18 protein-coding genes are annotated in these 24,091 nt (G+C 57.3%); 10 read left to right on the forward strand and 8 right to left on the reverse strand.

The features are described from left to right. Positions 1-86 precede the first annotated feature (86 nt). From KEHDKFFH_RS03760 to KEHDKFFH_RS03770, 3 genes are all read right to left on the reverse strand, one after another. Positions 87-905, reverse strand: coding sequence for a transporter substrate-binding domain-containing protein (locus tag KEHDKFFH_RS03760; protein ID WP_104320680.1), 819 nt, complete (start codon positions 903-905; stop codon positions 87-89). A 309-nt stretch (positions 906-1,214) separates the two neighbouring features. After that, positions 1,215-3,782 carry an ABC transporter permease gene (locus tag KEHDKFFH_RS03765; RefSeq protein WP_104320681.1) on the reverse strand — a complete coding sequence of 856 codons (2,568 nt, stop codon included), beginning with the start codon at positions 3,780-3,782 and terminating at the stop codon, positions 1,215-1,217. Continuing rightward, positions 3,772-4,425 carry an ABC transporter ATP-binding protein gene (locus KEHDKFFH_RS03770; RefSeq protein ID WP_104320827.1) on the reverse strand — a complete coding sequence of 218 codons (654 nt, stop codon included), beginning with the start codon at positions 4,423-4,425 and terminating at the stop codon, positions 3,772-3,774. The genes KEHDKFFH_RS03765 and KEHDKFFH_RS03770 overlap by 11 nt, the downstream gene beginning before the upstream one ends. Positions 4,426-4,590: 165 nt before the next feature. On the opposite strand from KEHDKFFH_RS03770, the gene KEHDKFFH_RS03775 reads away from it, so the two are divergent. Together KEHDKFFH_RS03775 and KEHDKFFH_RS03780 are read left to right on the forward strand one after the other, a co-directional pair. Next, on the forward strand, positions 4,591-5,787 hold the full coding sequence (locus KEHDKFFH_RS03775; RefSeq protein ID WP_104320682.1) for a CaiB/BaiF CoA transferase family protein: 1,197 nt from the start codon (positions 4,591-4,593) through the stop codon (positions 5,785-5,787). Between the two features lie 39 nt (positions 5,788-5,826). Beyond that, positions 5,827-6,738, forward strand: a complete 912-nt coding sequence (locus tag KEHDKFFH_RS03780) for a histone deacetylase family protein (protein ID WP_104320683.1) — start codon at positions 5,827-5,829, stop codon at positions 6,736-6,738. A gap of 26 nt (positions 6,739-6,764) precedes the next feature. Here KEHDKFFH_RS03780 and KEHDKFFH_RS03785 read toward each other — a convergent pair whose 3' ends face one another. Continuing rightward, positions 6,765-7,868 carry a histone deacetylase family protein gene (locus KEHDKFFH_RS03785; RefSeq protein WP_104320684.1) on the reverse strand — a complete coding sequence of 368 codons (1,104 nt, stop codon included), beginning with the start codon at positions 7,866-7,868 and terminating at the stop codon, positions 6,765-6,767. Positions 7,869-7,890: 22 nt separating this feature from the next. Beyond that, positions 7,891-8,427 carry a GNAT family N-acetyltransferase gene (locus KEHDKFFH_RS03790; protein ID WP_104320685.1) on the reverse strand — a complete coding sequence of 179 codons (537 nt, stop codon included), beginning with the start codon at positions 8,425-8,427 and terminating at the stop codon, positions 7,891-7,893. Between the two features lie 215 nt (positions 8,428-8,642). On the opposite strand from KEHDKFFH_RS03790, the gene KEHDKFFH_RS03795 reads away from it, so the two are divergent. The 3 genes from KEHDKFFH_RS03795 to KEHDKFFH_RS03805 all read left to right on the forward strand — a co-directional run bounded on the left by KEHDKFFH_RS03795 (position 8,643) and on the right by KEHDKFFH_RS03805 (position 12,638). Further along, positions 8,643-9,767 carry a hypothetical protein gene (locus KEHDKFFH_RS03795; RefSeq protein ID WP_104320828.1) on the forward strand — a complete coding sequence of 375 codons (1,125 nt, stop codon included), beginning with the start codon at positions 8,643-8,645 and terminating at the stop codon, positions 9,765-9,767. A gap of 13 nt (positions 9,768-9,780) precedes the next feature. Next, entirely contained in the window at positions 9,781-10,446 is a 666-nt protein-coding gene (locus KEHDKFFH_RS03800; protein WP_104320686.1) for a DNA-3-methyladenine glycosylase I, read from the forward strand. Between the two features lie 92 nt (positions 10,447-10,538). After that, positions 10,539-12,638, forward strand: coding sequence for a TonB-dependent siderophore receptor (locus KEHDKFFH_RS03805; RefSeq protein ID WP_104320687.1), 2,100 nt, complete (start codon positions 10,539-10,541; stop codon positions 12,636-12,638). A 51-nt stretch (positions 12,639-12,689) separates the two neighbouring features. Here the strand turns inward: KEHDKFFH_RS03805 and KEHDKFFH_RS03810 are convergent, their stop codons facing one another. Then, on the reverse strand, positions 12,690-13,001 hold the full coding sequence (locus KEHDKFFH_RS03810) for a DUF1289 domain-containing protein (RefSeq protein ID WP_198412731.1): 312 nt from the start codon (positions 12,999-13,001) through the stop codon (positions 12,690-12,692). A gap of 112 nt (positions 13,002-13,113) precedes the next feature. Between KEHDKFFH_RS03810 and KEHDKFFH_RS03815 the strand changes: the two genes are divergently transcribed. After that, a complete protein-coding gene (locus KEHDKFFH_RS03815) occupies positions 13,114-14,313 on the forward strand; it encodes a cation:proton antiporter (protein WP_104320689.1) in 1,200 nt (399 codons plus the stop codon). A gap of 16 nt (positions 14,314-14,329) precedes the next feature. On the opposite strand, the gene KEHDKFFH_RS20480 is transcribed toward KEHDKFFH_RS03815, so the two are convergent. Beyond that, a complete protein-coding gene (locus KEHDKFFH_RS20480) occupies positions 14,330-16,054 on the reverse strand; it encodes a PAS domain S-box protein (protein ID WP_104320690.1) in 1,725 nt (574 codons plus the stop codon). A gap of 228 nt (positions 16,055-16,282) precedes the next feature. Here KEHDKFFH_RS20480 and KEHDKFFH_RS03825 point away from each other — a divergent pair, with 228 nt between their 5' ends. From KEHDKFFH_RS03825 to KEHDKFFH_RS03840, 4 genes are all read left to right on the forward strand, one after another. Then, positions 16,283-17,302 (forward strand): sodium:calcium antiporter, encoded by a 1,020-nt coding sequence (locus tag KEHDKFFH_RS03825; protein WP_104320691.1) that lies wholly within the window; start codon positions 16,283-16,285, stop codon positions 17,300-17,302. A 14-nt stretch (positions 17,303-17,316) separates the two neighbouring features. Next, positions 17,317-18,012 (forward strand): aspartate/glutamate racemase family protein, encoded by a 696-nt coding sequence (locus KEHDKFFH_RS03830; RefSeq protein WP_104320692.1) that lies wholly within the window; start codon positions 17,317-17,319, stop codon positions 18,010-18,012. Between the two features lie 93 nt (positions 18,013-18,105). Beyond that, positions 18,106-20,298 carry an OsmC domain/YcaO domain-containing protein gene (locus tag KEHDKFFH_RS03835; RefSeq protein ID WP_104320693.1) on the forward strand — a complete coding sequence of 731 codons (2,193 nt, stop codon included), beginning with the start codon at positions 18,106-18,108 and terminating at the stop codon, positions 20,296-20,298. Positions 20,299-20,438: 140 nt separating this feature from the next. Beyond that, complete coding sequence (locus tag KEHDKFFH_RS03840) at positions 20,439-21,998, forward strand: glutamate synthase-related protein (RefSeq protein WP_104320694.1); 1,560 nt, start codon at positions 20,439-20,441, stop codon at positions 21,996-21,998. On the opposite strand, the gene KEHDKFFH_RS03845 is transcribed toward KEHDKFFH_RS03840, so the two are convergent. Further along, positions 21,968-24,061 (reverse strand): dehydrogenase, encoded by a 2,094-nt coding sequence (locus tag KEHDKFFH_RS03845; protein ID WP_104320695.1) that lies wholly within the window; start codon positions 24,059-24,061, stop codon positions 21,968-21,970. The two genes, KEHDKFFH_RS03840 and KEHDKFFH_RS03845, sit on opposite strands and share 31 nt — an antisense overlap. Between the last annotated feature and the right edge of the window lie 30 nt (positions 24,062-24,091).

Raw genomic sequence — 24,091 nt, forward strand, 5'->3', positions numbered from 1 at the left:
TTTAGGTCAGGACACCCGAGGGTGGGTGCCCGACCCGGGAACCAATGCAATGACGGCCGCCTGTTTGGCGGCCGTCGGTTCGGCGCTTACTTGTTGTCCCGGAGGGACTGAATCAGATCGGCCGGCGCATCGGTACCGAAGTGCTTGTTGTAAGCTTCGTTCATGTTGCCGTCGCGAATCTGGCGTACCAGGAACAGGTTCAGGTAGTTGATCCAGGCAACCTCATCACGCTTGGCGATGATGCCCACAACGTCGTCGTAGTTGGGAACGTAGGGGCCCGCTTCAAAGTCTTCGAACTCTTCGCTACGCAGTTTGGTCGCGATGTTGGTGTTGGTAGAGATGATTGCGTCGACCTTGCCCTGGTAAAGACCCAGGTACGCATCGTTCTCGGATTTGAAGGAGGTGTAGTTGTCCTTACCCCAGCCCTGCTGCTCGGCATAGGCGAGGTATTCGGTTTCGTAGGTGGTGCCAAGTGCCGCACCGACTTTGAGATCTTTCAGATCGTCGAAGGAATCAATGTTCTTGTCTTCGTTGGCAATGACCTGGAATTTGAACACGAAGTACGGGTAGGTGAAGCCGACGGTCTTGGCACGCTCCAGAGTATCGGAGGTAGAACCGATAACCACATCGGTCTTGCCGGAAACCAGAGAGGGAATCCGCTCGCCCCAGGTCAGGTTGAGAACATTGACGTCTACGCCGAGCGCTTCGCCCAAGTCGTTACAGTAATCGACGTCGAAGCCGGCCGGCTCGTTGTTCTCGTCAAAATAGCCCATTGGTGGGAAATCCAGGACCACGCCACAGTTCAGAGTGCCACGTTGAATCACGGTGTCCAGCTGATCAGCTGTCGCGCTTACGGAGGTTACCGCAGCACAAGCGAATACAAGCGGTGCTAGTTTGCGAATCATAGTTATTCTCTCTTTTTCTTTTGTGGGCGAAAAGTGTGAGTCTATTATGCCTACACAACATGAGTTATGTGCAAAAAGCATACGTAAAAATACTACCGTAGATTATTTAGTGAAAATTTTTGAAATTTGCCATTTTGTAGGCAAATTTCCTTATTTTTCTCAATATAACCAGATTTTTTGAGCCTGCAACTCGTGATGCCGGCGAAAAAACGAACAAAAGCTGTTTTTTTATGATCTTAACTGTTTAATTTAAATGATTTTTCCACCTCCTCTATACAAAAGACGAATTTATTGCGACGGCAGGACATTTTACCTGTCTCTGAGCAACACGGTGGGGTTTAGCCGCATTGCCCTGAGCGTGGGCAGAAGTCCAGCCAGCAGAGCCAGCGAGCTGACACCTCCGGCAACCAGCATCCCAACCCACCATAAATCGCCTGCCGGCAGTTTTAAGGCCAGGTCAGCCACAGGTAAAGCAATTAGCGCACCAAGGGCTGTCGCGAAAACCGTTGCCAGAAAGGTCAGCAATCCGGTTTCGAGCAACATGGATTGACGGATTGCCCCGTGACGGGCGCCAAGGCAGTGCAGCAGGTTGGCTTCGTAGAGCTGCCGCCTGCGGCTGACACTAACCACGCTGGAAAGCACGAGCAGGCTCGCGAGGAGGCTTACCGACGCAACAGCCGCCAGGCCAGCGGCGGCTTTGTTCAGCAGATCGCCGGCGGTTTCAAGCCAGTCAGCGGTACGCAGCGTGATTATGTTGGGGATGTTCTGTGCAAGCCATTGCTGGGATTCCCTGGCGGACTCATCGCTTTGGTAAACCGCTCCCACGTATAGGCTGATCAAGTCGTCGAGAGCGCCTTGCTGCAGGATTCCCTCGAACCAGAATCGGGTCTGGAGTCCTTTTTGCCGGTAAATTGCCCGGATTTCGACCTCAATGCTCTTATCCTGTGCAGTAAAGGTGAGCTGATCGCCAATACCGAGGCCAAGCTGGTAGGCCTCCCGATCCTCCATGGCCATGTAGGCGGGCTCTCCTTCGGGGGCCGGTGACGTCCACCAGTTTCCTTCAACCAGTTCCAGGGCTTCCGGATTGCCGGAGAGATAACTCAGCTTGTATTCATCCCCCATGGCTTCGCGTCGAGCTTCGGCATCATCAGCCAGGACTCTGGCAATTGGCTGCTGATTGATGGTGTCCAGACGGGAGCGGACCATCGGAAGCAACTCAACGCGGCTGGACGCATCCAACGCTTCCAGGCCGTTTTGCAGCGGTTCCATCTGGTCCGGAAACACTTCATACAGGATTAGCGCCGGCGACTGTTCCGGTATGGTGGTTTCCAGCGCCCTCAGGAGCGTGGTAACCATCAACGTGCAGGCCACCACAAGCGTCAGTGCGGTGCCCAGTGACAGAAGGGTTGCCCGGAGCGGCGAATCCGGCCGGTGCAGATTGGCGAGAGCCAACCGCCGGGCAAACCTGCGGTCGGCAAAACCGCCGTTTTCCAGAGCCTTGGCACCGCGGCGCAACCCCTTGATCAAAGCTTCCAGGAGGCCCCAGAGCAGCGTAACCGCCAGCAGGAACAGAAAGCCAAGATGGGGCGATGGGAGCCAGAACAGAGTAGCGCCGATGTAGACGGCCAGCAGAAGATAGCTGGCAATCCGCCAGCTGCGAGGCTCGTTTGGCGCCGCCTCCACCTGTCCTCGGAAAAGCCCGGCCGGTGCAGCAGCCAGGGCTCGCGCCAGCGCCGGCAGAGCAAAAACATAAGCAGTAAGCACTGCGAACAGCCAGCTCAGCAGCAAAGGAACAAACCACAAGGATAGCCAGCCGCCTGTTCCGTCGGGCCCGGCCAATGCAAAGGCATCGCCCGCCAGACTGATCGCCACGGCGGAAAGCCCCAGGCCGATACCACCGCCAACAAGCCCCGCAAGGCTGCCCAATACACCAATCTGCAGGAGGTATATGCCGACAAGCGGTTTTCGACGCAGGCCAAGTGTTTGCAGGGTGGCGATCGTGCCCAACTTTTCATCGAGGTAGGCGTGGATGCTGTTGGCAACGCCGAGGCCACCGATGAACAATGTAGTGAAAGCGATCAGGATCAGCGAAGTGGCAATCTGGTCCAATCGCTCGGAGATACGTTCGCTGCGCTCGGCGAAGGTGGTGATGTCCCAACGCGTGTCCGGGAAGGCCTGTTCGAATTCTTCGAGCCAGGTATCAAGGTTTTGGTCAGTCTGCACCCGGTATTCGTAATCCACCCGGCTGCCAGGCCGGATCAGCCCTGTCGCCTCTACTGCCTGCTCAGAGATCATGATCGGCAGGCCGCGCCAGTTAGCGTTCAGTCGACGGTCCGGCTGTTTCTGGATCAGGCCGCTGATGCGAAAAGTGTCTGCACCAATTTCGATCCTGTCGCCAACGGACTGGCCCAGGCGTTCCGCCAGCAGTGGATCGATGATGGCACCCCACTCCCCGTATATTCGGGCCGTCAGAGCTTGCAGGGATTCATCGGGAGTGAGCTCCAGATCGCCGTAAAGAGGATAAAGGGCATCCGGAACCAGTATTTCGGCCCGAAAGAAGCCGTCGCCGCCGCTACCGCTGACAATGGTATCGAATTCCCGCACCAGCGAAATGTTGCCGGTGGCGCGAATCCATTCGAGCACGTCATCCGGCAGGGGCTCGCTGGAATCCAGCTCCACATCGCCACCCAGTAGCGCCCGGGTGTCCGCCAGCAGACTCTGTTCAATCACACGGTAGAGGCTGGCTGTAGCGGCCACCAGGGTGACGCCGAGAATCAGGCAGGCCAGGAAAATCTTCAGTGCAGAGATACGTGAACGCAGATCGGTGATCGCGAATCGGAGCATACAGAGCGGGTTTGCGGAGCGTTCACGAGGCATAGAGACGCCCACCATCCATCCGGACCCTGTGCTGGCAACGCTCGGCAACGCGCTCGTCGTGGGTCACCAGTACCAGCGTGGATTTGCTGTCCTTGTGCAAGTCGAACAGTAGGGAGAGGACTTTCTCACCGGTTTCGTGGTCCAGGTTGCCTGTGGGCTCATCCCCTAATAACAGGCTTGGCTGGTGAACCAGAGCCCGAGCGATCGCTACCCGTTGCTGCTCGCCGCCGGAGAGCTGCCCCGGATAATGCTGCAGCCGATGGCTGAGACCAACTGCCTCCAACATGGCGAGAGCTCGTTCCCGCGGCCTGGCCTCGCCGGCAATCTCAAGCGGCAGACTGACGTTTCCCAATGCAGTCAGCCCCGGCAACAGATGAAAGGACTGGAAAATAATGCCAAGGTGTTCGCTACGCCAGTCCGCCAGGGTGTTGGCATCCATGTCACCAAGGCGCTGGTCGCCCACGAGGATCTCGCCGCTGGTGGGGCGTTGCAGGCCGGAAAGTAAAAGAAGCAGGGAGGTCTTCCCGCTGCCTGAGGGCCCCGTGATCGCCAGTGTTTCTCCCGGGGGCACCATTAGAGAGGCATTTTTGAGTACGGCGACCTTCCCGGACTCGGTAGGGTACTCGAGAAAAATGTCGGTCATTTCAACACTGGTGGACACTGGCACTCCTCTGGTTTGATGAATTTCCTGCTCTTTTGCGTACTAGTAAATGATCGGCATCCGCATAAAGTTTAGAGTACGAACCCTTTTTAAGAGTGGCGCACTCACGTTTTTCGGCGCCTCCAAGGAAAAACAGGAGTCCTGACCATGACCGGACCGCTCGATGGCATCCGCATTATCGATCTGACAGCCATGATTTCCGGGCCTCTCGCGACCATGATACTGGCGGATCAGGGTGCCGAGGTTATCAAGATCGAGAATCCGGCGGGTGGAGACTTTACTCGCTCCGCGGCCAATCGGCAGGGCGATATGTCGGCACTGTATCTCAACAACAACCGTAACAAGAAGTCGGTGGCATTGAACCTGAAAGAGCAGGAGGGGCGCGATGCGCTGCTGAGGCTGGTAGCGTCGGCCGATGTCTTTGTGCAGAACTTCCGGCCGGGAGTCATTGACCGGATGGGGCTCGGCGAGGAGCAGCTGCGCAAGGTGGCGCCGAATCTCGTGATGGTATCAATCAGTGGCTTCGGTGACACCGGCCCCTATTCCCAGCGGCCGGTATACGATCCGCTGATCCAGGGCCTCTCCGGATTGGCCACCGTTCAGGCGGGCGCCGATGAACTGCGCCCTCAACTGGTGAGGACCATCCTGCCCGACAAACTCACCGGTGTAACAGCAGCCCAGGCGATTACCGCGGCTCTGTTCGCCCGGGAACGCACCGGGGAAAGCCAGCATGTCCGGCTGTCCATGCTAGACGCGATCATCGCGTTTCTCTGGAGCTCCGACATGGGCAGCCAGACCTTTGTTCACAGTGAGGTGCCACAGCAGGAGGCTGCAAGCCTTCAGGATCTCATCTATGAGACCACAACCGGCTACATCACCATTGCGGTTCAGAGCGATCGTGAGTGGCAAGCCCTCATTCGTGCTGTGGACCGCCCGGAGTGGGCGGAGGATCCACGATTCCTGACTGCCAAGCTGCGCCAGGAGAATATTGATGCGAGGCTGGAGCTGATCCAGTCGGTTATCAAAACCAATACGGCCGAACACTGGCTGGCAAGACTCGAAGCCGAGCAAGTGCCCTGTGCCCCGGTGTTGACCCGCACCCAGGTGCTTGACCATCCCCAGGTACAGGCTAACGACCTGCTCACACACTATGAGCATCCCCAGGCCGGCCGACTGCGCCAGGCCCGGGCCGCGTCGCGATTCTCGGCGACACCGGAGCAGCACTGGCAGGGAGCTCCGCGCCTTGGCGAGCAAACCGGCGAACTGCTGGCAGAGTGCGGGTATTCCGCCGAAGAAATCCAGGCGATGTGTGATTCTGGCATCGCAGCCGTGCCTGCCAAATAACATTCTGACGTCGCCAATCCACTGCAGCCGGATGATCCAATGCCCGTACCCGTGGTTCACCATCCAGACTACAGCTTCCCTTTCCCGGCAAAGCACCGATTTCCCATGGAAAAATTCGGGCTCCTTGCCGATTACGCCCGCTCGAGAGGGCTTCTCACTCAAGCTAATAGCTTTCGCCCTGCCCCATGCCGGCAGGCGTGGCTGACCCGTACCCACTGCCCGGTTTACCTCGCCCGTTTCGCCGGCGATCAACTCTCGGCACGGGAGAAACGGCAGATGAATCTGCCCTGGAGCAAGGGGCTGGTCCGACGCACTTTCCTGGCTCCTTCCGGTACCATTCTGACAGCCCAGCTGGCGCTTCAGCACGGAATTGCCTGCCATCTGGCGGGCGGCACCCATCATGCTCACTACGACTATGCCGCCGGGTTCTGCATACTCAATGATCTGGCCATCGCTGCGAACGTGCTTTTACGCCAGGAGGCCATCAAACGCGTACTCATTTTCGATGTGGATGTGCACCAGGGTGATGGCACTGCGGCGTTATTGGCTGACCAGCCAGATGCCTTTACCTGCTCCATTCACTGTGAGCGCAATTACCCGTTCGAGAAAAAGCTGAGCGACCTGGATGTCGCGCTGCCTGATGGCCTCGAGGATGACGCATATCTGGAAGCTGTCAGTGAAACATTGCAGCAGGCGTTGGCGTTATCCAGGCCGGATATCGTGCTCTACGACGCAGGGGTGAATGTATTCCGGGAAGATCCCCTCGGCCGGCTGAACATTTCCGAGAAGGGAATTTTCCAGCGGGACTTTCAGGTGCTCAGCGAATTGAAACGTCGGGACATTCCGGTGGCGACGGTGATTGGCGGCGGCTACGATGACGACCGGGTGAAACTGGCCAAGCGGCACGGGATTGTTGTGGAAGCCGCCAGCCGGGTGTTTTCAACCAACTAACAGTGTCGCTCGTGTTCAAAGCGGGCTCAGTCCTCATCACTGAAGGCAGACCGATGGAACTCCGCTGCCTCCTCGGCCTCCGGTACACCGATTTCATGCACTTCCGGCACCTCCCCTCCGGCCAGCACTTCGAGCACGGCGTGCACCCCTTTGGACAGCGAACTCAGGCTGTAGCCACCTTCCAGAACCAGCGCTAACCGTCCCTCACAGTGTTTGTCGGCAATCGCCTGAACAATGCCAGTGATCACTTTGAAGCCATCGTAGGTGAGGTTCAGGGCCATGTCGTTTCTGTGCGGATCAAAGCCGGCAGAGACCAGCACCAGATCCGGCTTGAAGTAATCCGCCGCCGGCATCAGGATCTCCCGGAACACTTTCTCGAAGGCAACGTCGCCAGCCGTTTCCGGCAGTGGCACGTTGATGGTATAGCCTTCCCCAAGCCCATCACCGACCTCCTCCAGGTGACCGGAACCGGGGTAAAAAGGCGCTGCACAGTGGGTGTCGAAAAACAGAACATCAGGGTCAGCCCAGAAGATGTCCTGGGTACCGTTGCCATGGTGGGCATCCCAGTCGATGATCAGAATCTTCTCACAGCCGAGCTTGGCCTGGGCATGGGCCGCAGCAATGGCAACATTGTTGAGCAGGCAGAATCCCCGGGCCCGGACCGGCTCAGCGTGGTGGCCGGGCGGACGGATCAGGGCAAACGCGCTCTCACATTCCCCTTTCACAACACTTTCAACGGCCGCAATGGCGTTACCGGCCGCAGCGGTGGCCGCTTTGATGCTGTCTGGCGAGACTGCCGTAGTGTCTTTATCAAGCCAGGCCCGCTTGCCCGCCAATGAGAATATGTGGTCCAGGTAGGAGGTGGTGTGCACCCGGGCCAGCTGATCGTATGTGGCGGCGGGGGCACCGGATCTGAACTGAACGCCGGCAACAGGGTTTTCGTCGAGATATTCCTTGATGGCGCTTATCCGCCCCGGATGCTCAGGGTAGCTCCACTTGAAGTCCAGCCCCTGAAGAATGGAGCGCACGCGTTTTTCAACCCGGCTGGGCATAAAAGGCAGATCCACCTCCGGGTTGTGCCCCAGCATGACCTCATCGTAAAACACATTCACACTGCGATCGCCAATCATGGCCTGTTCCCTTTTCTTATCCTTATGATGCTGTCAGCGCCTGCTTCACTACCGAGGTGAATGCCGCCGCGCGAACGCCGGTGGTTTTGAAACCGAGCTTGGTCCAGGCTGCCTTGGCTTCCTTGTTTGAAGCTGCGTATTCCAGGATCAGCTCCGAGGCGTGGTGCTGCTCCGCGAACGTCACCAGATCCCGCAACAACGCCTTCAGGATTCCGAGCCCCCGAAATTCCGGCTCTACCCAGATATCGTCAATGACGCCGGACTTGAACTCTGTGGACTCGGACTGCTCCCAGATGCCCTGGCTTCGCCAGATATAGACATAGCCCATTCCCACCAGACCCGCGTGTTCACTTTCTGCCACAAGCAACAATTTGTTGGGGTCGTCCAGCGAGGAGTGCAACGTTCGCATAAGCCGTTTGCGTTCGCTTTCCTTCAGATCATGAGGGGGCGCACCCGAAACATGCAGGGCCAGTTTGGCAAGGAATCCCACCATTTCGGGCAGATCCTCTTCACAGGCCTCTCTGATAACAAATCCACGTTTCCTGTGCTTTCCAGCCACATGCAACTCCCGTTAGACCGCTGTGTAGAGCTAACCTTAAAAGCTTAGTCGCTGGTTGATCCCGCTACAAAAGCAAAGTCCTTGAAACTGTTCTTGGAATAATTTTGGCTGCAGGTTAGTTTCAACAACAAACCTGATTTGAATTGCACCGGGATTTCTATGAGGCACGCGTACCGAAACAACATTGGTCAAGTGAGTATTTAGGCCAAGCGATGATGAGAAAACTTCTTCTGATCCTTGGCCTTGCGACGATGATCGCGCTGGTAGCCACTATCAGCTCACGGCCTATGCTGATTGAAGAGAGGCTGATCCGGATTCAGGCGGAGGATACTCTCCGGGAGTTCCCTCGCATTGAATCGGAGCCACTGGAAGTTCAGGCTGCCTTGCTCGATATGGCGGACGACGAACTTCTTCTGCTGAAGGCCCGCGCGGCCTATTTGCGATACCCTGCCATGACCCGTGAGATCTTTCCGGTTTACGGGCCCGAGCCTGAGTTCCGGGAAATTCTCCGATTGTATGGCGAAAACATTCTTCCGCCCATCCACTATTTCCTGAGCAACCCGATTGGCTCGATCGAGCTGATGAACGATCTGGCCACTCAATACCAGGCGGCCGTGGAGTTCTTTACCGGGAACGGAAAATCTGACAGCGATACAGCCGGCCAGCAAAGCAGTCCGGGAAAGGAGAAGCTGACTCGGGAAGAGCGCGGGTGGTACGCGGTACGCTTCATCCAGGAAGAGGGACATGATTTCCTGGGCCAGTTTGTGGTGAACGATCAGGGCGACATTATCTGGGTTAGAACGGAACGTGTACTGGAGAATATCAACCAGTTTTTCGCCAGTGGCATCCGCAACCTGGAGATTCAGCACCGCACGGGTGAGGACGTGTCCGCCGCTGACGTTGGCTGGGCATCGGTGGATGTGCTGGTTTTTGCCAGCGCACTGAAGGTGCTTCGGGCAGGACGGGCAGTTGCGGTTTCATCACGAAGCGCCGCTGCGGGTACCCGGTCTGCAGCCCTTGGCGCTCGCCTGGCCAATAGCGGGCGCATGCTGATGACGACTGCCCGATACGCAAAGTGGCCAGCCGTGGTCGGCGTTGGTTACCTGGTGGTCACGCACCCGGGTATTATCAACGACGTTCTGGCCGAGGTGTCCGAAATCCTGGGTTACCCGGCAAAACTGGTACAGTTTCTCGGATGGATGCTGATACTGCTGCCCGTGTTGTACATCGGCAGCTGGGTATTCCGATTCATCGTGCGGCCTGCCCTGGCATTGCTGGGTGCCTTGATCGCCGGTCTGTCGCGCATAGGCCGGCGGAAATCGCTTAACAGACTCGACTGATTCAGAGAGCACTATGTCTTTTTCCCGCATTTACGAACAGGCCGTCCTTCAGAAAGGCGGTGAGAATGAGGTTCACACACGGCTGCCGAGAGTGGCAAAACCGGGTGAACTGGAAGCTCTCGGGGACGATCGCTACCTCTCGGAAATCACCCGATGCGTCTTCAAGGCCGGTTTTGTCTGGCGGGTGATCGAAAACAAATGGCCGAAGTTTGAAGAGGCGTTTGAGGGGTTCGTTCCGCTTTACTGGCAACAGGTTCCACCCGAGGTTATTGAGCAGCTGGCCGGCGATGAACGGATCGTGCGGAACGCCCAGAAGATTCAGACCGTGCCCGAAAATGCCCGAATGATTGTGGATGCCGCCCGGGAACACGGCAGCTTCGGCAAGTTTCTGGCCAATTGGCCCAGCAGTGACCAGGCTGGTTTACTGCTGTGGCTCAAACGCAACGGTGCCCGGCTCGGTGGCAACAGCGCCCAGTATTTTCTGCGCCGCGTGGGCTGGGACGGCTTTATTCTCTCCCGCGATGTGGTTGCTGCGCTGCACCGTGAGGAACTACTGGATGCCTCTCCCACCAGCAAGAAGGGGCTTATGCAGGCCCAGGAAGCTTTCAACATCTGGCATCAGGAGAGCGGCCTGCCCTACAGCCATCTCTCAAGAATTCTTTCGTTTACTGTGGACTGAACTTATCCGGCGATTGGCACGCCATCTCTTGCAAACTTAATGATAATTGTTATCATTCGCCTCCATATTCACAACCGAGGCGTAAAATATCCATGAAAGCCCCAAGCTCCCGACGCTGCAGTTTCGTCGCGCTCGCTTCCCTGCTCGGCGCCAGCTCCCTGGCCACCGCACAATCCCAGACCGACGACGCCACCACACTCGAGGCTCTCGACGTGGTGTCCGATGCCATTACCGCAGCCGACTACATGCCTCTCGAGAAGACGCCCGAAGTCGGCAAGCTCAATGTGCCTGTCGAAGAGCAACCCTATTCAGTCTCGATCGTCGATCGCGGATTCATCGAGGATTCCGGTGCCAAGAACATACAGGATGCCCTGCTCTATACACCGGGTGTTTACGCAGGCAACTTTGGCTTTGACACCCGAATCGATTCCGCAAAAGTTCGTGGGGTTGATGCCGGGCGCTATCTGGATGGTCTGCGTCAGATCTACGGTTCCTACAACACTGTCCGCACCGACGTTTACGCCCTGGAGAGCATCGAAGTGCTCAAAGGCCCCTCGTCCATGCTTTATGGCCAGAGCGATCTGGGCGGCATCATCAACGGGGTATCCAAGCTCCCGGAAGAGGAACAGGCCGGCGAGATCTGGGCCCAGTACGGCACCTTTAATCGCAAGCAGCTGGCGGTGGATGTAACCGGCCCCGTCAACGAGAACGGTGATTTGCTGTACCGCCTGATCGCACTTGGACGCGACAGCGACACCCAGGTGGATTATGTGGAAGACGATGGCTACGTGCTCGCCCCTTCCCTGACCTGGCGCGCCACTGATGACACAAGCGTTACCCTGCTCCTGAACCGCCAGGAGAACAAAGGCCAGGTATCCGCTCAGTTCCTGCCACAAGCCGGCACCCTGGAACCGGGATCACAAGGGTTTATCGGCTCTGAGCGATTCGTTGGGGAGCCAGGCTGGGATCGTTATGATCGGGAGAAGACCGAGGCTACTCTGTTTGTTGATCACCGCCTGAATTCTAACTGGGAGGTTTCCGCGACGGCCCGTTTCACCCGCTCCAGCACCGAGACCCGTGAACACTGGATTACCATTCCGAGTGTCCCCGATGCCAATGGCGAAGTGCCACGTACAATCTTCACGGCGGACTCGGAATCTCGTATTTTCAACATGGATGCTCGCCTCGAAGGCGATGTTGAGCTGGGCATGACCCGCCATCGCCTGATTATCGGCGCCGACCGGCAGGATGCTCTCTGGAAACAGGACAACTACTTTTACGGTTATGGCCTGGGTGGCACCTTCGATGTGTATGATCCGCAGTACGGCAACCTGAACGCCGGTGTTATCAACCCAACAGACCGGCCGGACAATGAGATTGAGCAGATCGGTCTGTACATTGCCGACCACATCGAAATCGGGCCCGTCGTTGTGTCCGCCGGCCTCCGCCACGACTGGGCCGAGAACCGCCGCCTGGCCGTCTCCGGATCCGACACCGTCAGCGACGAAGAGGCCACCACTGGTCGTGCGGGCTTGATGTACCGATTCGAAAATGGGATCTCCCCGTACATCAGCTACGCTGAAGCCTTCAGCATGAACCTCGGTACCGATGGCACCGCAGCCGCCAACACACTGGAACCCACCACCGGCGACCAGCAGGAAGCGGGCGTGAAGTACGTGTCCCCGGACCAGTCCCTTGGCATTACTGCAGCCTACTTCGATATTACCCAGGAGAACCGGATCAGCGACGGCAGCACTCCCGGAGGTGTTGAACAGACCGGCGCGGTGATCGACGGCTGGGAGCTGCAGGTGAACAAGCGATGGCAGCGCTTTGAAACCCAACTGGCCTACACCGATCTGAATGCTAGGGATGACGCCTCTGGAAACCGGCTCCCCTATGTGGCCGAGCGTCAGGCTTCCTGGTGGAACCAGCTCTATATCGCCAACAACTGGCGGTTCGGTGCCGGGGTTCGCTACGTGGGTGACAATGTTGGCTCAGGCGGCGGGCCCGTGGTTCCTTCGGTTACCCTCTACGACGCCATGATTGGCTACACCTGGCAGAACTGGGACTTCACCGTAGATGCCAAAAACCTGGCCGATGAGGAATACATCACCTGGTGCCGCTCCGAAGGTGCAGACTGTGGTTACGGCGAGCGGCGCACTGTGAATGCCAACGCGAAGTATCGTTTCTAAAGCTTCATTTTGACATCTCTGGTCGCCGCAGCCTGAACATCGCTGCGTCGATCAGCTCTTCTTTTTCTTCTTCTTTTTGGCTTTCTCGTACAACTCGCGCAACGCTTTGGGATTTTTCCCTTTACCCGAGCCGTGAGACTCGAGGATACGTGTCCAGATCGCCTGCTTTTCTTCGGGCAAAAGCTGTTTCCATTCCTTTTTCTCCTGACGGGTTCGGCCGCAGGCTTTACAGATGGCCTTCTTGTTGAACTCGCAGACGTCAATGCAGGGTTTCTTGGTGACGGGCTCCATGGACTCTGGTTTTCCCCTCGTTTTGAAAAAGTGGCTTGGTCCAACGCTGAGGGCTGCGGCTCCCAGATACAAGGTGCGGGGCCCATTTCATACAAAGGATTGAGTAATTTTTGTCTGCCCCCAAGAACTACAATTGTTTCAGGCACAACCTTCACCGCAAACCATGGGAGACTTCAGGGCGCGAATGATCGAACAACTTCCAGAGTGGTTGCCAATCACGACTTCCCAGGCGACGATGAATGTCATCCTGCTTGGCGTAATACTTTCCGCGAGCATTTTTGCTGATACTGTCGCCCGCCGCACAAGGGTGCCACGCATCTCGATTCTGATGTTGGTCGGCATTGCAATTGCGGTCATTCAGCAGATCTTGTTGGAGCAACGAGAAGGGGAGTTGCTTGGCGGCCTGAGCGAGCCCTTGATCCAATTGGCCCTGGTCATGGTTGCTTTCGTTCTTGGAAGCGAATTGAAGATCGACCGGCTTCGACGCACCGGCCCGCTCATCCTGGTTGTTTCACTGTTCGTTATCGTTGGTGGCGGCCTGCTGGTCGGTGCAGGTTTGCTTGTACTGGGCTACCCACTGGTTGTAGCAGTCTCCCTGGCCGCCATTTCGGTCGCAACGGATCCTGCAGCAGTCAGCGAATCTGTTCGGGAAACCCGCAAGACAGGCCTGTTGCCAAAGTTACTACTGGGCATTGTCGCTATTGACGACGGGTGGGGTATCCTCGTATTCGGGCTGAGCATGGCGACACTCGGCTGGGTGATTGGAAGTGACGCGGAACTGGCCCTGCTCCACGCAATATGGGAGTTGGGTGGCGCGATACTGCTGGGTGCAGCGATTGGCTTGCCGGCCGCATGGCTCACAGGTCGTCTCAGGCCTGGTGAGCCTACTCAAATTGAAGCGATTGCACTCATCCTGTTGCTGGCAGGATTTTCATCTTCGCTGGGGGTGTCGGCGCTGCTGGCCTCAATGGTTGCTGGCAGTCTGGTGGCCAATCTTTCACATCACCACACCCGATCCTTCCGGGAGATCGAACACATTGAGTGGCCGTTTCTGGTGTTTTTCTTTGTCCTCTCGGGGGCAAGCGTCAATCTTTATCAGGCCACAGATGCAGTCCTACTGACCCTCGCCTATATCACACTGCGTTTGGGCGGGCGTATTCTGGGCGGCTACCTCTCAACTCTGGTAGCCGATCGCAGAGGTGACAAGCTGCCAAGGGATATCGGCCTGGCGTTAACGCCCCAGGCGGGTGTCGCGATCGGTATGGCGCTGCTGGCGGCCGAGCGTTTTCCTGAACTCCGCGACACCATACTACCGGTAGTAGTCGCCTCTACGATTATCTTTGAGTTGGTTGGCCCGGTACTCGTCAGGCGTGTTTTACGCTGAAAAAGCCGGGCATTTTTTACCCTTCGATTCTGTTCAAGGAGTTTGCAAGGGTCGATACCCGTTGATTTGTTTCGTCGACCAGCCCGTCAATTTCACCTGCCGAAGCGCTGGATTTCTGGGCCAGTGAACGCACTTCTTCGGCCACCACTGAAAAGCCACGCCCCGCATCGCCAGCCCTCGCAGCCTCAATGGCTGCGTTCAGTGCCAGAAGGTTGGTCTGCTCGGCGATGCCATTGATGGTAGAAACAATTCCGCTAATTTGGTTGCTTACTTGCAGCACAGAGTCCATAGCTTCCTGGGTTTCCTGAAGAGCAACATGTCGGTCGGTGATATCGATACCAAACAGAACATATTTGCGGACATCCCCGTTGAAATGCTTCAAAGCCACAATCTGGAAATCCAGAGCCAGCATTGGCATGCCTTCCAGCTGCAATGAGGATTTGCCGCTGAATTCGCCGGTTTTCCTGAGAACCTCTATGCTTTCCCGATCCAGCTGGGACCATAGCTGATTCGCCGCCCGGGCCACCTTATCCTGAGTGCCATAGAGATTATGAATCAGGCCGTTTGCGCTGAGAAAGCTGCCGTCCGGGTTGAACTCAATAGTGGCCATGGAACGCTCTATGGCCTGCAGGCGACGGGTAAAGTCCACTGTCTGCTGCTTGCTGTGGGTAATATCGGCTTCCACCGATATAAATCGCTGAACCCGACCATTGCCGTCGAAGACAGGGGCAATGGAAAGGGAGACCCAGTAGGGCGTGCCATCCTTATGGTAGTTAAGGATCTCGGTATAGAACGGCTCCTGCCGATTCAGATGCTCCCGGATCTGCCGAACCGTTTCAGGGTCCGTGCCATCGCCCTGTAGCATGGGACCGGGTTTGCGCCCCCTGCATTCTTCGAGGCTGTAACCGGTCAGCTTTTCAAAGCCGGCATTGATGTATTCAATCTTGCCGTCACCGTCGGTGATGATGATGCCGCTGTTGGCATGATCCGCCACCAGTGACAGCATTTCCATTTTATCCCGCTTTTCTACTTCTTCCGTCGCATCCTTGATGAATGCCGTGTAGGTAATCAGGCCGTCGAACTCGATTTTGCTGATCGCGGCCTGTCCCCAGATTCTCGACCCGTCTTTTCGCTCAACGGTAAGTTCACGGTAACTGCCAACGATTCGGTTTTCGCCCGTCTGCCGGTTGCGATTTACAAAGCTGTCGTGCTGGCCGCGGATGGCCTCGGGCACCAGCATCTTGACGTTCTGCCCAATCACTTCCTCGCGGGTGTACCCCCACATATCTTCGGCAGCTTTATTGAAGAAGGTGACGTTATTGTGCTCGTCAATGGAAATAACGGCATCCATCGCCTGCTCCAGTGTCTGGTTCATCATCTCCCGGGCATGGCGGTCCTCAGTGATGTCGCGAACAAAAACGGTCTTTTCCGTATTGTAGCCCGCTCCGACATTCGTCATCTCCAAATGCGCCCAGAACCCACGACCCTGGGAGCTGTTCAGGTAGACTTCTTCTGATTCGCCTGCCCCATTGGCAAACCGTCGAAGCACATCTTCGGGCAAAAGGTCCGAGGCGACATGGCCAACCACCTTTTCTCGGCCAATGCCCCATAGCTTTTCGGCACTCGCATTGAAAAACGAGATTCTGTTGTGCCGATCTATGGTGAGTATGGCTTGCGGCGCCTGCTCCAGGACAAGTGATGCACGGGAGGGGAACAACAAGCTGGACAGTAATTGAGGCATGAAGAGCAGACCCTTGATAATTACGGCACAGACAATGCTGAAAACCGTAAAGACCCTTTTAAAATTAATGTTAAGACCGATACGCTGGGCCAGACAGAACAGACCTCTCCCATATGTTTTACATGGTAAGCGGTTTGTGAAATGGAGATAAAACCGGTTGGGCGGGTGCGTTACCTGAGCCACCAGACCGGCTATAGTGAGGTATAACAGGACTGATAAAGGCCCTTTGTGTTTTCGTCACTGACTACCGCCATTATTGCTTTTGCGATCGCCTCTATCGTCATTGTGACTGCCGGCAGCCGACTCGCGCGGGTGGCCGATGAGCTGGCTGATCGCACCGGTCTGGGCGAGGCGCTGTTCGGGATCTTTCTGCTGGCCGGCGTAACCTCACTGCCTGACTTCGCCGCCACTCTCAGCGCGGCCATGGATTCAAGACCAGACCTGGCCATGAGCAATGTCATGGGCAGCATGGCTGCGAATCTGGTCTTTCTGGGCATTGCGGACATCGTTTACCGAAAGGCCAACCTGGAACACGCCGCCGCCTCTTCTACCAACCTGATGCTTGCCGCATTGTTGATCGTCTTACTGGCTCTGCCACTGCTGGCAATTGCCAGTCCGCCGGTTTCCATGTGGGGCATCCACCCAATCACTCCTGTAATTACCGCAGCCTATTTGTTTGGGCTGCACCTGGTTCGTACTACTGACAGCAAACCGATGTGGTTTCCCCGTCGCACCCGGCAAACGGTTCCAGATAAGCCTGGACACTATCTTCACGGCGGTCTGTTAAAAGCATGGATCAGTTTCGCCGCGCTTGCTGCGGTGACAGGCTTCGCAGGCTGGGTGCTGATGGAAGGCGCCAAGGTGATCAGCGACCAAACCGGGCTGTCCGATACGCTCATCGGCGGGCTCTTCACTGCCCTCGCTACATCCTCTCCCGAATTGGTCACTACCATTGCCGCCATTCGCAGGAACGCACTCACCCTGGCTGTAAGCAACATCTTCGGCACCAACTGTTTTAACATGTTGGTCATCGCTGCCGCCGATATCGGTTACCCGGGCGGTTCTATTTACCACGACATCACTCCGATCCAGATGACCTGGGGTCTTGTCAGCATTCTGATGACAGCAACGCTGCTGATGGGAATGGTCCGACGGCAACGTTACGGAATCGGCAAAATCGGGTTTGAAAGCGCGCTGATACTTACGGTTTACGCGGTGGCGCTGTCGATCGTTATGGCGAGCGGATAAAAGGGAGATTTGCCATGAAAACCATTGGCCTGCTTGGCGGCATGAGCTGGGAATCCACCCAAACCTATTACCGTCTGATCAACGAGGGGGTAAAAACTCGCCTCGGTGGTCTGCATTCGGCCAAACTTATGCTGTTCAGCGTCGATTTCGCCGAGATCGAAGCGCTGCAGCACCGAGGCGACTGGGCTGCCACGGCGGACATTCTCTCTGGCGCCGCTCTTTCGCTGCAAAAGGCCGGTGCGGATTTTCTGGTTATTGGTACCAACACCATGCACAAGGTTGCGCCGGAGATCGAACAGGCGATCGGGATTCCGCTGCTCCACATCGCCGATGCCACCGCAAAAGTATTGGCAAAGGATGGCATCACCCGCATCGGCCTGCTTGGCACGCGCTTCACCATGGAACAGGCGTTTTACCGCGACCGCTTGGAAGATGCGGGCATCGAGGTCATTACGCCCGACGAGACTCAGCGAGATGAGGTGCATCGGGTTATCTATGAAGAGCTTTGCCAGGGCCAGATCAAACCCGAATCACGCAACGCCTACCTGGATATTATCGCTTCGCTTTCCGGCAGAGGTGCCCGGGCGGTGATCCTCGGCTGCACCGAAATCGGCCTGCTGATCAGCCAGGCCGACACCGAGGTTGCCCTCTACGACACCACAGAGATACACGCTGCTCAGGCAGTCGAACTGGCATTGAACCATCCGTAGAAGACCGACCAAGACGAACGCCTGCAAAAACTGGATAATGGCGGCCATTAAAAGCCATGGCGCGCCAAATTCTCCGATCCAGGACTCTGTGTAATGGAAATCAACGTCAACTTTCTCGAGAACCTCAGACTAGAAGCCAAGTTTGACGATTTCACGGTGGTGACGGACCAGCCCATCCGCTACAAGGGCGATGGCTCGGCGCCCAGCCCGTTCGATTACTTCCTGGCTTCCTCTGCCCTCTGCGCGGCCTATTTCGTCCGGGTATACTGCCTGGCGCGGGACATTCCCACCGAGAACATCCGCCTGTCCCAGAACAATATCGTGGACCCGGAAAACCGCTACAACCAGATTTTCAAGATCTCCGTGGAACTGCCCGAGGACATCTCCGAGAAAGACCGCCAGGGCATTCTGCGCTCCATCGACCGCTGTACCGTGAAGAAAGTGGTCCAGACCGGCCCCACCTTCGAGATTGAAACCGTCGAGAACCTGGACGCCGACGCCCAGGCACTGCTGATGACCCAGCCGGAAGGCGGCAGCCAGACCTTTATCGAAGGCAAGGACCTGCCCCTGGAGCAGACCATCGCCAACATGACCGGCATCCTCGAAGAGCTGGGCATGAAGATCGAGATTGCCTCCTGGCGAAATATCGTGCCGCACGTGTGGTCCCTGCATATTCGCGACGCGGCCTCGCCCATGTGCTTCACCAATGGCAAGGGTGCCACCAAGGAAAGCGCCCTATGCTCTGCCCTGGGTGAGTTCATCGAGCGGCTCAGCTGCAACTTTTTCTACAATGATCAGTTCTTTGGTGAGGAAATCGCCAACAGCGAGTTCGTCCACTATCCGAACGAAAAGTGGTTCAAGCCCGGCCCCGACGACGAGCTGCCCGACGGCATTCTGGATGACCACTGCCTGGCCATCTACAACCCGGACGGCGAGCTGCGCGGCTCCAACCTGATCGATACCAACTCAGGCAGAGCCGACCGGGGAATTGTCTCCCTGCCCTACATGCGCAAATCTGACGGCGAGGTGGTGTATTTCCCCTCCAATCTGATCGAGAACCTGTTTCTCAGCAACGGCATGAGTGCCGGCAACACGCTCAATGAAGCACAGGTCCAGTGCCTGTCGGAGATTTTTGAGCGCGCCGTCAAGAAGCAGATCATCGAAGAGGAAATCGCGCTGCCGGACGTGCCCCGGGAGGTTCTGGAAAAATACCCCGACATCCTGGAGGGCATTGAAGCCCTGGAAGCCCAGGGCTTCCCGACACTGGTGAAAGACGCCTCTCTGGGCGGCCAGTTTCCGGTGATGTGCGTTACCCTGATGAATCCGAGAACCGGTGGCGTGTTTGCGTCATTCGGCGCTCACCCAAGCTTCGAAGTGGCCCTTGAGCGGAGCCTGACCGAGCTACTTCAGGGCCGAAGCTTTGAAGGTTTGAACGATGTGCCGGCGCCAACCTTTAACAGTCTGGCGGTGACCGAGCCGAATAACTTCGTGGAACACTTCATCGATTCCACCGGCGTCGTCTCCTGGCGTTTCTTCAGCGCCAGGTCCGATTATGATTTCGTTGAATGGGACTTTTCCGGCACCAACGCCGAGGAAGCCGAGTGCCTGTACGGCATTCTTCAGGATCTGGGCAAGGAAGTTTATGTCGCGGTCTACGAGGAACTGGGCGCGCCGGTCTGCCGGATTCTGGTTCCGGGCTATTCCGAGGTGTATCCGGTGGAAGACCTGATCATGGATAACACCAACATGGCCCTGGACTACCGGGAAGATATCCTCAACCTGCACCGTCTGGATGACGAACAACTGGCTGATCTGGTGGAACGCCTGGAAGCCAGCCAGCTGGACAACTACATGACCATCATCACCCTGATTGGGGTGGAGTTTGACGAGAACACGATTTGGGGCCAGCTCACAATCCTTGAGCTGAAGATTCTGATCTGCCTCGCTCTGCAGTGGCATGAAGAGGCGCTGGAATTCGTCGACATGTTCCTGCAGTTCAACGATAACACCGTTGAGCGTGGCCTGTTCTACCGCGCCATGTACGCGGTTCTCGAAGTCACCCTCGACGACGAGATGGAGTTGGACGACTACATCTCCAACTTCACCCGCATGTTCGGCAAGGAAACCATGGAAGCCGTTGTCGGCTCGGTGGATGGCACGGTTCGCTTCCATGGCCTCGAGCCGACCAACATGCAATTGGAAGGACTGGAGAAGCATCAGCGGTTGATCGAGAGCTACCGGAAGCTTCACGCAGCCCGGGCGGCCAGGGCTGTCCTGCAGCAGTAGTCGCAGACTGAGCCGACCGCGCCGCATTGGCGGCGCGGTCGTTCCTGATCCACACTGGACCATTACAAGTAGCCTATTTGCGTTTGATGCCCGTACACCCTTGTACATTTTCTGGCATACGCCTGAACAGGAGCCTTGCAATGAGCAATCCGGTGATCGCTGATAACAAACCCAGGAAAGTCAGCCTGAAAAAAGGCGAGGAATACGCTTTCTGCGTTTGTGGCCGTTCCAACAACCAGCCCTTCTGCGACGGTTCCCACGGAGACACGGGTTTCAAGCCCAAGGTCTTCAAAGCGGAGAAAGACGAGGAGGCGGTTCTGTGTCAGTGCAAACAGACCGGCAGTGCTCCTTATTGCGACGGCACCCACCAGCAGTTCAGCGATGACCAGGTGGGCAAGGAGGCGCCGGATTCCAACGATGACGGCGACGACAAGTCCGGTACAGCACCGAAAGCCAAATCCACCAAAGAAGAACCTACCGTTGAATTTATTCACCAGTTGGCGCGTGAGGGGCTGAGCAACATGGGCCACCACGGCCCCACGACTGCGATGGGCGTACCCCGCCACACCCTGCCCCATTGGGACGATCTTCAGCTGATGGTAGCGCAGATGGCCAGTAAACCGCTGGCCGATGATGCCGAGGTATCAACAGAGCTGGTGATCGGGCCTGAGGCAAAAAAGCCCCTGCCCCTGAGTATGCCCCTGTTCGTTTCCGACATGAGTTTCGGGGCTCTGTCGGAGGAGGCGAAGATTGCCCTGGCCCGGGGCGCCGAGCTTGCGGGCACCGGCATCTGCTCCGGCGAGGGCGGCATGTTGCCGGAGGAGCAGCAGGAAAACTCCCGTTACTTCTATGAACTGGCCAGCGCCAAGTTTGGCTACAAAGAAGAGCTGTTGAAGAAAGTCCAGGCATTCCACTTCAAGGGCGGCCAGGGCGCCAAGACCGGCACCGGCGGACATCTGCCCGGCAACAAGAACACCGGCAAGATCTCCGAGGTTCGAAACATTCCGGAGGGTGAACCGGCCATTTCCCCGCCCACGTTCGAGGATCTGCGCTCGGTTGAGGATTTCCAGCGTTTCGCCAGCCATGTTCGGGAAATCACCGGGGGGATACCCGTGGGCTTCAAGCTCAGCGCCAATCACATTGAGCGGGACGTACAGTTCGCACTGGATGCCGGCGCCGACTACATTATTCTGGACGGCCGGGGCGGCGGCACCGGTGCTGCCCCGGAAATCTTCCGGGATCATATCAGTGTGCCCACCATTCCTGCCCTGGCTCGCGCCCGGCGCTACCTGGATGATCGCGGAGCCAGCGGACGAGTCACATTGATCGTGACCGGCGGGCTGCGTGTGCCAATTGATTTCGTGAAAGCCATGGCCCTGGGCGCAGACGGTATTGCGGTTGCCAACAGTGCCATGCAGTCCATTGGCTGCGTTGCCGCCCGTATCTGCAACACTAACAACTGCCCGGCAGGCATCGCGACCCAGAACAAGGATCTGCGCCAACGGTTGAATGTCGACCAGTCTGCCAAACAGCTGCAGAACTTCCTCGAGGCCTCAGTCTCACTGATGCAGGTTATGGCACGGGCCTGCGGGCACGACAGCCTGAGCAAACTGAATATTGATGACTTGTCTACCTGGCATCGGGAGATGGCCTTGCTCAGCGGCGTACGCTACGCCGGTGTGCTCGACCCCTCTGCCTGAGATTCCTCCGCCTGAGTTTCCTCTGCGCTGGCCGCCAGGACTCGAACCCGTTCGAAGTCCTCCTCGGTGAACACACCGTTCACTCCGGAAATGGCGGCCAGTTTCATGCCGTGCTTCAGGCCCAGCTTGTAGATTTCCCGCACCTTCTCCCACTCGATGTTCCGACCCAGTGTGAAGTTCTCGAAACGGGCTTCCAGGGCCAGCACAATGGTTTCTGCCAGGCAGGCATAGGCAATACCTTTTGGCAGCCCGATGTCTTTCATGTGCACCTTGCCCGGTAGCTGTATCTCGCCGGACTCTATCACCAACACATCCGGACGTTTCGCCACATCTTCTGCCGGAATATCCAGGGGACGGGCTACGTCGGTGATCACACAGCCGGGCTTCACTTTCATGATGTCGAGAATCCGTTTGCCTGCGCCGGAAGTGGCGGTCACGATCATGTCCATGTCCGCCAGATCGCGTTCGGCAGAACCGGCAACATGCACGATGGCCCCGGGCGTTTCCTGTTCGATGCTTTCCTTGAGCGCGAGAAGTTTCGCCGGCTCCGGTGCGGCAAGGTAGACCTCATCGACTGCCTTGGCCAGCAATCTGGCGCAGACAGACCCGATAGCGCCCGTGGCGCCCACCACCATCGCCTTGCCGGCGGCCTTGCCACTGGGGCCAATACTTACCCGCCCTATTTTCTTCATGGCGTCGTGGGCCGCCCAGAGCGCGCCGGAGGCGCTGTAGCTGTTGCCTGTCGTGATTGGCAGCGGTGCCCGCTTGGCCACGGTAATCCCGGCGTCCCCAACAACCTTGGTGAACGCACCCAGGCCCATGATCTGGGCACCAAGTTTCTTCGCCAGTTTGGCCGCCTGCAGCAGCCTGGCGTAGGTAAATTCCGGCCCATGAGCCATGATTTCCCGGGGGGTGCCGCCCACGGTAATGAGCCAACCCTCCACTTCATCGCCATTCGGTGACCGGATTCCAGACACCTTCGAGTAAATAAACGGCGGTGAATACGCTATCGCCTTTTCAACCAGGTTCATCACCACAGGGGGCGAGACATTGGCAACCCAGTCCAGAGGCGGTGTTTTGGTAAGGTATTGCTGCGAAAGCGGATGAATGACAAACGCAAACCGGTTCACCCGGCGATAACCGTCCGGGTACAGAATCCGGGGTTCGATACCAAGGCTCTGAATCACGTCCAGGTAGTCATCCGGGCCTAACTGATCCGGTGTTCTGGAGAGCGCCGCGCTGATCATCGCCTCCATCACATTCACACCCACGGGCCGGCCCTCCAGCCAGGGGCTGTAGTCCACCACCATGGCAACCTTGCGGGAGCGCATCCAGTCCATCGCAGCATCTGTGACCCTTGAGGTAATCACGGTTTTTCCATCCAGCTCTTTCGCCGTGAAGTTCTCCAGATCGCCAATCGAGGCCACGATGACATGGGCCTCGGACACAGCGTGATGAAGCGAACCTTTCACCAGGTTCTCACCCAACCGATACAGCGGCGTTCGGAGGATGGTCTCCACCGCTTTCACGGCCGCCGGCCTGAACATGATAGGAGCCGTCAGCGAGGTATAGGTTTCCAGTTGTTTCAGGGAAGTCAGCAGCCGTGGCACGCCAAAATCCGTGTAAGGATCGGCAAATAACAGATTGTCGGTATGTTCCGAGAGTGCCCTGGCAATTCGATAGCCGGCCTGCCCGTTCATGAACAGCACACGGGCATTGTCGAAGAAATGCCCCAGTTCAGATTGGGTATGGCGGACGGCCCATTCCTGCAGGATCGCCCGCAGGCCCGCACCGGTGGTAACGGGTTTGTCGGGCACACAGGCCTCCAGGCGAGCGGTATCCGGGTGTTCAAGCTGCTCCCGGCCCACCTCATAGTGATCGTGGACCATGCTCAGACCAATGGCGTCTGCCTGCGTGTGCACCGACTCCAGAACCGCTTCGGCACGGGAGAGATCGCAGTCTGTGCCAATACGGATAATCCGGAAAGGCTGGCCGAGGAAGGAGGTTTCTAGATCGTAATCGTATTCGGAAGATCCCTGGCTGACACTGACAACGGTTTTCATATTCAGGCTTCCCTTTTCCCTGTTGTTATC

This window comes from Marinobacter maroccanus (assembly GCF_002933275.1).
In the GTDB taxonomy this organism is placed as follows: domain Bacteria; phylum Pseudomonadota; class Gammaproteobacteria; order Pseudomonadales; family Oleiphilaceae; genus Marinobacter; species Marinobacter maroccanus.

What these genes read in the sequence shown, in the direction of transcription:
- KEHDKFFH_RS03765 (WP_104320681.1), bottom strand. Translation starts at nt 3,782, where the DNA reads ATGCCTCGTGAACGCTCCGCAAACCCGCTCTGTATGCTCCGATTCGCG.
- KEHDKFFH_RS03800 (WP_104320686.1), top strand. Translation starts at nt 9,781, where the DNA reads ATGTCTTTTTCCCGCATTTACGAACAGGCCGTCCTTCAGAAAGGCGGT.
- KEHDKFFH_RS03775 (WP_104320682.1), top strand. Translation starts at nt 4,591, where the DNA reads ATGACCGGACCGCTCGATGGCATCCGCATTATCGATCTGACAGCCATG.
- KEHDKFFH_RS03805 (WP_104320687.1), top strand. Translation starts at nt 10,539, where the DNA reads ATGAAAGCCCCAAGCTCCCGACGCTGCAGTTTCGTCGCGCTCGCTTCC.
- KEHDKFFH_RS03770 (WP_104320827.1), bottom strand. Translation starts at nt 4,425, where the DNA reads ATGACCGACATTTTTCTCGAGTACCCTACCGAGTCCGGGAAGGTCGCC.
- KEHDKFFH_RS03780 (WP_104320683.1), top strand. Translation starts at nt 5,827, where the DNA reads ATGCCCGTACCCGTGGTTCACCATCCAGACTACAGCTTCCCTTTCCCG.
- KEHDKFFH_RS03840 (WP_104320694.1), top strand. Translation starts at nt 20,439, where the DNA reads ATGAGCAATCCGGTGATCGCTGATAACAAACCCAGGAAAGTCAGCCTG.
- KEHDKFFH_RS03785 (WP_104320684.1), bottom strand. Translation starts at nt 7,868, where the DNA reads ATGATTGGCGATCGCAGTGTGAATGTGTTTTACGATGAGGTCATGCTG.
- KEHDKFFH_RS03760 (WP_104320680.1), bottom strand. Translation starts at nt 905, where the DNA reads ATGATTCGCAAACTAGCACCGCTTGTATTCGCTTGTGCTGCGGTAACC.
- KEHDKFFH_RS03845 (WP_104320695.1), bottom strand. Translation starts at nt 24,061, where the DNA reads ATGAAAACCGTTGTCAGTGTCAGCCAGGGATCTTCCGAATACGATTAC.
- KEHDKFFH_RS03795 (WP_104320828.1), top strand. Translation starts at nt 8,643, where the DNA reads ATGAGAAAACTTCTTCTGATCCTTGGCCTTGCGACGATGATCGCGCTG.
- KEHDKFFH_RS20480 (WP_104320690.1), bottom strand. Translation starts at nt 16,054, where the DNA reads ATGCCTCAATTACTGTCCAGCTTGTTGTTCCCCTCCCGTGCATCACTT.
- KEHDKFFH_RS03830 (WP_104320692.1), top strand. Translation starts at nt 17,317, where the DNA reads ATGAAAACCATTGGCCTGCTTGGCGGCATGAGCTGGGAATCCACCCAA.
- KEHDKFFH_RS03835 (WP_104320693.1), top strand. Translation starts at nt 18,106, where the DNA reads ATGGAAATCAACGTCAACTTTCTCGAGAACCTCAGACTAGAAGCCAAG.
- KEHDKFFH_RS03815 (WP_104320689.1), top strand. Translation starts at nt 13,114, where the DNA reads ATGATCGAACAACTTCCAGAGTGGTTGCCAATCACGACTTCCCAGGCG.